Consider the following 6,988-nt stretch of genomic DNA (forward strand, 5'->3'; position numbering starts at 1 on the left):
ACCACGGGTGCCTCTGACCTCAGCGGCTCCAGCTCAATGCCCGGTAGCGACAGCCTCCCTCCGCCGACATTCTGTTGCCAATCAAAGAGCACCTGGAACAGGGGACTGTGGGCAAGGCTACGCTCAGGCCGCACCACCTCCACCACCTGCTCGAACGGCAACTCCTGATGCTGCTGCGCTGACAGCGTCTGCTGCTTGACTCGTCTCAGCACCTCCTCGACGCTCGGCGTTCCCGACATGTCCAGCCGCAGCGCCAGCGTATTGATGAACAACCCGATCAGCCCTTCGATCTCCACTCGCCCGCGGTTCGCCACCGACGTGCCGATCACCACATCCTGCTGCCCGGACAGCCTCGACAGCAGCGCTCCCCAGCCGGCCAGCAGTGTCATGAACAAGGTCGTCCCCTGCTGCTGACTCATCTGCTTCAGCCCGCGGCTCAGTTCCGCGCTCAGCGCCACCGGCACGCGTCCGCCCTCGTACTCTTGCTCGGCGGGTCGCACGTGATCGGTCGGCAACTCCAGCAGCCCAGGCGCTCCCGCCAACTCCCTCTCCCAATACTCCGCCTGCTTGCTGAGCACCTCGCCTTGCAGCCACTGCCGCTGCCACACCGCGTAGTCGGCGTACTGCACCTCAAGCGCCGGCAATGGATCTTCTTGGCCCTCTGCGAATGCCCCATACAAGGCTCGGAGCTCCTTGATAAATACCCCCATCGACCAGCCGTCGCTGACGATGTGATGCATGGTGATCAGCAGCCCATGTTCGCTCTCACCCAGGCCGATCAGCAGCCCGCGGATCAGCGGCCCCTGCTCCAGGTCGAACCGCCTGATCGCCTCCTCCCGGATCAACCGCTCCATCTGCGGCTCGGTGTCTAGGCGGTCGCGCAGGTCGTGCTCCTGTAGATCGAAGCGGCTCTGTTGTGCCGGGGTGATCTGCTGCGCCGGCTCGCCATCAATGGTCACAAAGGTGGTGCGCAACGCCTCGTGGCGGGCGACCATGCGGTCCAGCGCCCGCCGCAGCGCGCGGCGGTCGAGCTCTCCCTTCAGCCGCCAGCCGTAGAAGATGTGATAGGCATGGCTGACGCCCATCTGCGCCAGGAACCACAGCCGCTGCTGCGCGAACGATAAGGGCAGATGCTCGACGCGCTGAGCTGGCGTGATGGCCGGTAACGTGGTCTGTGTGGCAACCTCTATTGCAGTGGCTAGATCGACCAGCACGGGATGCTCAAACAGATCGCGAATTGCTACCTCGATATTCAGCGCCTGCCGCAGCCGCGCGATCACCCGCACCACCAGCAGCGAATGCCCGCCCATCTCGAAGAAGTTGTCGTGGCGGCCCACCCGCTCCACCTTCAGCACCTCGCCCCAGATCGCCGCCAGCCGCTGTTCGATCTCCCCTTGCGGCTCCTCATAGCCACGCACTCCATACGCCTCACCCTCCGGCTCAGGCAGCGCCTTGCGGTCGAGCTTGCCGTTGGGCGTCAGCGGCAGCCGCGCCAGCCTGACGTACGCCGCGGGCACCATGTAAACAGGCAGCCGCGCTGCCAGATGCTGCCGCAGCTCTTCCGCCGCAACTTCTTCTGTCCTCCCTCCGTTTCCCGCGCCTGTGTAGTAAGCCACTAACTGCCGATCCCCTGCCGTATCTTCGCGCACGATCACCGCGGCTTCCCCGACCTCATCGTGTTCAATTAAGCGCGCTTCGATCTCGCCCAACTCGATGCGGTATCCCCGAACCTTCACCTGAGAATCGTTCCGCCCAAGAAACTCTATCGTTCCATCGGCTCGCCATCTCCCCAGGTCTCCCGTGTTGTATAGGCGCACGCCCGGCGACGCACTAAATGGATTGGGAATCCACTTCTCCGCTGTTAGCTCAGGCCGCTGGTGATAGCATCGCGCAAGGCCGTCACCGCCGATATATAATTGCCCGATCACCCCCATCGGCACCGGATGCATATGTGAATCGAGCAGGTAGACTTGCGTGTTGCTGATCGGGCGACCAATTGTCGCCGGTCCCATGACGCGTCTTAGGGCACACGTGGAATAGGTAGCGTCTTCCGAAGGGCCGTAAAGATCGAATACCCGCTTGATGGTTTTCTGTGCGTAGATATCGTTGACCAGGCGCGGCTGCAATGGTTCGCCAGCCAGATTGACGGTCGACACCGACGCCGGCACACCGCTCACTCGCACGAGTTCCGCCATCGCCGAAGGAACCGTGTTGATCAAACTCACCTCATTAGCCATGGGCAGGCTCAGCAACTGCAAGGCATTTTCGACCAGAATTACTTTGCCTCCTCGGCTCAGGGCCACAAACAACTCGAAAACTGAAAGGTCGAAGCAAATGGAAGTCGAGGCCAGTACGCCATTGAGTTCCTCACCGATGAAAACCTCGTTTGCCCAATGGATCAGCGCACTCGCATTGCGATGCTCAATGGCGACGCCTTTGGGTTTGCCCGTCGAGCCCGAAGTGTAGATGAGGTAAGCCAGGTTTTCCGGCCTGACGCCGCCGCTGGTTGACTCCATGTCGCCTGCCGAAGCGTCGTTCCAGAATGGCGCGTTCTCGGCTAATTCGATCACCGCACAGGTAGCCGCCGCCGTCTCTACCAGCCCACGCAGATGGCCTTGTGTCAGCAGCACCGCCGGGGCGCTGTCTTCGAGCATGTAGCGCAGGCGCTCGGCGGGGTACTGCGCGTCGAGTGGCACGTAGGCGCCGCCGGCTTTGAGGATAGCCAGCAGGCCGATGACCATCTCCGGGCTGCGCTCCAGGCAGATGGCGACGCGGGCATCGGGGCCAACGCCCAACTCGCGCAGGTGGTGAGCGAGCTGGTTGGCGCGGCGGTTCAATTCGCCATACGTCAGCCGCGCCTGGCCGCAGACGACCGCCACGGCCTCTGGAGTCTGCTCGACCTGCTGCTCGAACAGCTCGTGCAGGCACTGATCTTTCGGGTAGTCGGTCTTGGTCGCGTTCCACTCATACACCACCTGTTGCAAGTCTTCCGGAGCCAGGATTCCAATTTGCCCGATCTCCTGATTCGCATTCGCTACCACGGAATTCAGCAGACACACGTACTGCCGCGCCATCTGCTCTATTCTCCACCGGTCAAATAGGTCTCGTTTGCATAACCAATCAATCCTGATCCTCCCGTCCCGCTCTAACGCATCTATCATCAGGTCAAAGTGCGTGGGGATCGCGTCCCTCTCAATTAGATCCACTGCTAAGCCATCCAACTCCGGAGCGACCTGCGGCGCATTCTGCAACGCAAACATGACTTGGAACACAGGAGTTCGGTTCAAACTCCGCTGCGGGGAAAGCCGCTCCACAACCTGCTCAAAGGCGACATCCTGATGTTCATAGGCTCCGAGCGCGGTCTCCAGAACTTGCGCCAGCAGTTCGCGGAATGTCATCTCCGGGCTTAGGCGCATTCGCATAGCCAGGGAGTTCACAAAGAACCCGATCAAATCCTCTAACTGGGTATCCTGCCGGTTAGCGATGGGTGAGCCAACCACGATATCGTCTTGACCGCTATAGCGGGCCAGCAGCACCCCAAGCGCCGCCAGCAAAGTCACATATAAAGTTGTTTTGTGAGTCTGACTCAGCCGCCTTAGAGCGGTGACTAATTCCCTGTCGAGCACCACCTCACATCTTTCGGACTCAAAGCTCAGCACGGTTGGGCGCGACCGGTCCGTGGGCAACTCCAGACCGTCTGGTATCCCCGCCAGTTGCTCCATCCAATACCGCAGCCCTGCCTCAAAGTGTCCGTCCTCAACCAAACCCCGTTGCCAAACGGCAAAATCGCTGTACTGAACCGCAAGCGGCTTCAGTGGATTTTCCAGCCCCTCTCGATAAGCCTCATACAGTGCCTTCAACTCCCGGCTAAATACCCATTCCGACCACGCGTCTGAAACAATGTGATGCATGGTTCGCAACATGATGTGATCTTCCGGGCCTAGTCGCAGAAGCTTCGTCCGCACCAAGGGGCCGGAATCCAAAACAAACGGCTGCTCGGCCTCCCACCGTATTGCCTCTTTTATTCGTTCCTGCTGCTCTGGTGGGTTCAGCGCGCTCAGATCTTCAAGCGGAATTTCTGTAGAAATGAAGGGAGCAATTACCTGCACAGGCTCGCCGTCCACTTCCTCAAAACGCGTGCGCAAGCTCTCATGCCGCGCCACAATCGTTTCGAACGCCCGCTTCATGGCTTCGTGATCTAATTTACCTTTCAGTCGCCATGCTCGAAAAATGTTGTAACCGGCACCAACCCCTTCTAAGCGGTCGATAAACCACAACCGCCGTTGTGCATCAGACGCGGGCGCGCGTTTAGCTAACCCCATTATCAGTCCTCCAAAATCCCAAGCCTTGAGTCGTTAAATCACACTTCGACCCGACCACTTGGACCTCGTCGGTTCAAGCGGTTTTCCGAATGGTAGTCACGTTCTAGTTCGTACAGGCGCGGCGGGTGAATGCTGGACCTCGCCGCGCTTCGATGGCCGGCTATCAAGTCATGGCGAGTCGACATCCATCAGGCGAATACTCACATTTTCAAATCGGGCTGAGAATAACCCCGCGCTTTGACCACAGCTCGAAGAGTTCCGCAGATAATTTCTGTATCCTATCAGCACTCAAGATTCCCGCCTGAATGGTCAGATCGGAAAGCGTCTGTCGCCCGTCAGCCTTCTGAAGGATGCTGAACATTTCCCTGGATAGTCTGATTGTCGGCTGAGAGAAATAACGACTTGCGGTGCTCCCCAACTCGAAAACATCTTCCACACGCCCGCGCTCTGCTTCACTCTGCCTTTGCACCAGCCTTCGTGAGCGAGGAAGACGGATGGCTAGTCGCTGGCAGACCAGGGGCAATGGATCCCCCTCTTTCTTGCAAACCAGGAAGCTGCCAATCGCCAGATAGTTCAGACCCGTTGTCAGGTAGGCCACGATGGCTTCCTCAGCCGTATTCACGATTGGCTCGACGTTATTATTAAAGGAGGTATTCAAAAGCACCGGCACACCGGTCAGCTTGCCGAACTCACTGATGACCTCATGAAACAGCGGGTTGGTGGTCCTCGAAACGGAATGGACGCGCGCCGTTCCATCAACGTGAGTGACGGCCTGCAAAATATCCCGTCGGTCTTCGCGGGTTCGCACAACAAAGATCATAAAGGGGTATTCGGGCTGCTCCGCCGGCACATCGAAGAAATCCCGCACTCGCTCTTCAAGGACTGAGGGCGCGAATGGCCTGTAGGATTCACGTTTCTTCACCATCTCATTTATCAATAGTTTGTTCTCCGCAGGGCGGGGATCGGCCAGAATGCTACGATTGCCGAGCGCTCTAGGCCCAAACTCCGATCTCCCCTGCGCCCATCCGACTACCTGACCAGCGGCCAGAAGATGGGCGGTCTTTACCGCTATTTGATCGACCTTCTCATAGGAAATGAAGTCGCCCCAGGATTTCAGGATATTCTCAATTGATTCATCATCCCCGATGTCAGTTCCGAAGTAGAGAGCGTCCATCTTCATTACTCGGAGCGGTCGCAGGTGCTCGCTGAGCACGCTATAAGCTGCGCCGAGCGCGCCCCCGGCGTCATGCGCCGCCGGTTGGACAAAAACATGCTTAAACAACCCTGAGTATAGGATCTTGCCGTTCAGGGTGCAGTTGTGAGCGACTCCTCCCGCCAGGCAGAGATTGGTCTGTTTGGTCACCTTCTGATAATGGGTCAAGATGTGAAGCACAATCTTTTCAAGCATCGCCTGGAGGGCGGCGGCGACATCTTTATGCACTTGGGTGAATGGATCGCCTTTTCGCCTGGCAGCCGCCACTAGCCCGGCGTTATCAAAGTTCGCCAGCCAGGTCAGAGGGCCAGCGAGCGAATAATTACCGTCCGGCAACAACCGATAGCATTTCTCGAAGACCTTGGCGTAAACGTTCGGATCGCCGTAAGGGGCCAGGCCCATGACTTTGTACTCGTCAAAGCGGTGATAGCCGAGATAGTTAATGAGCTTCTGATAGAGAATGCCAAGCGATTGGTCCATGCCGAACTCATCCAACTGGATCAGTTTCGGCCCCTCACCCTGGAGCACCATCCCGGAAAGATTGTCCCCATCCCCATCAAGAACCAGAATCAAGGCGTTGGTGAACCCAGAGGGGACATAGGCGCTCCAGGCATGGGCAAGGTGGTGCCCACAAAATCGGAGTTTCTTGGTTACATCGAAGCCAAACTCCCGCTCGTATAACGAGGCGACGAAGCCCCGCCCATCAGGTCGAATATGAGACTCCCGGCCTTCAAGAAACAAGCTCTTGGCATAAAACCCCTGCCAGGTCTCCTCAACATTATTGGCGATCAAGTCCACGTCATTGAGCGTGAGATTATATCGGTCGAGACAATAGCGGATTGACAGGGAGGGAAAGCAGTTTGAATGCTTGATTCGATTCAATCTCTCTTCTTCAATCGCCGCCAGGACCTCACCATCTCTGACCAGCACTGCCGCGCTATCATGCGAGGAAAAGCCGTCTCTGCCATCTTCATCGACTCTTCTATGACCGCCATGAAAACCTAATACCAGCATTTTTTACTCTCCTTCCATCGGTTCACACACCCACACCAGAGCGACTTATTAGTCAGGCTCGGCAAGGCTGAAGGATTGACGGGCAGCGCCTCTTCAAGGGAAGGCATTGGTCTATTCAGGTTGGATTCCAAACTGCGGCATGATCGGACGCAACGGTAGGCGCGCAACTTCAGGACTCTTGAGCCGCTTTGCCATCTCAGACAATGTCGGGGCTTCAAATAATATCCGCACGGAGAATTCAACCCCCAACGTCGTCCGAATGCGATTCACGACACGCGTCGCTAAGAGCGAATGGCCACCTAATTCGAAGAAGTTATCGTAGCGCCCGACACGCTCCACCTTCAGCATATCGGCCCAGATCTTCGCCAGCGCCGTCTCGCTCTCGCCCACCGGCACTTCGTATTCCCGCGCCACATACGCATCTCCTTGCGGCGCCGGC

At 58.1% G+C, this 6,988-nt stretch carries 3 protein-coding genes; all 3 read right to left on the reverse strand.

What is annotated here, in order from left to right:
• A partial coding sequence (locus VJ464_04715) for an amino acid adenylation domain-containing protein (protein HKQ04408.1) occupies nucleotides 1-4,322 on the reverse strand: 4,322 nt, incomplete at its 3' end.
• Between the two features lie 208 nt (nucleotides 4,323-4,530).
• The gene (locus VJ464_04720) at nucleotides 4,531-6,549 is read right to left on the reverse strand and encodes a carbamoyltransferase C-terminal domain-containing protein (protein HKQ04409.1); all 2,019 of its coding nucleotides are present in this window, start codon (nucleotides 6,547-6,549) and stop codon (nucleotides 4,531-4,533) included.
• A 111-nt stretch (nucleotides 6,550-6,660) separates the two neighbouring features.
• Nucleotides 6,661-6,988: phosphopantetheine-binding protein (locus VJ464_04725; GenBank protein ID HKQ04410.1), on the reverse strand; the 328-nt coding region annotated here is incomplete at its 5' end.

Source organism: Blastocatellia bacterium, from assembly GCA_035275065.1.
GTDB lineage: Bacteria > Acidobacteriota > Blastocatellia > UBA7656 > UBA7656 > DATENM01.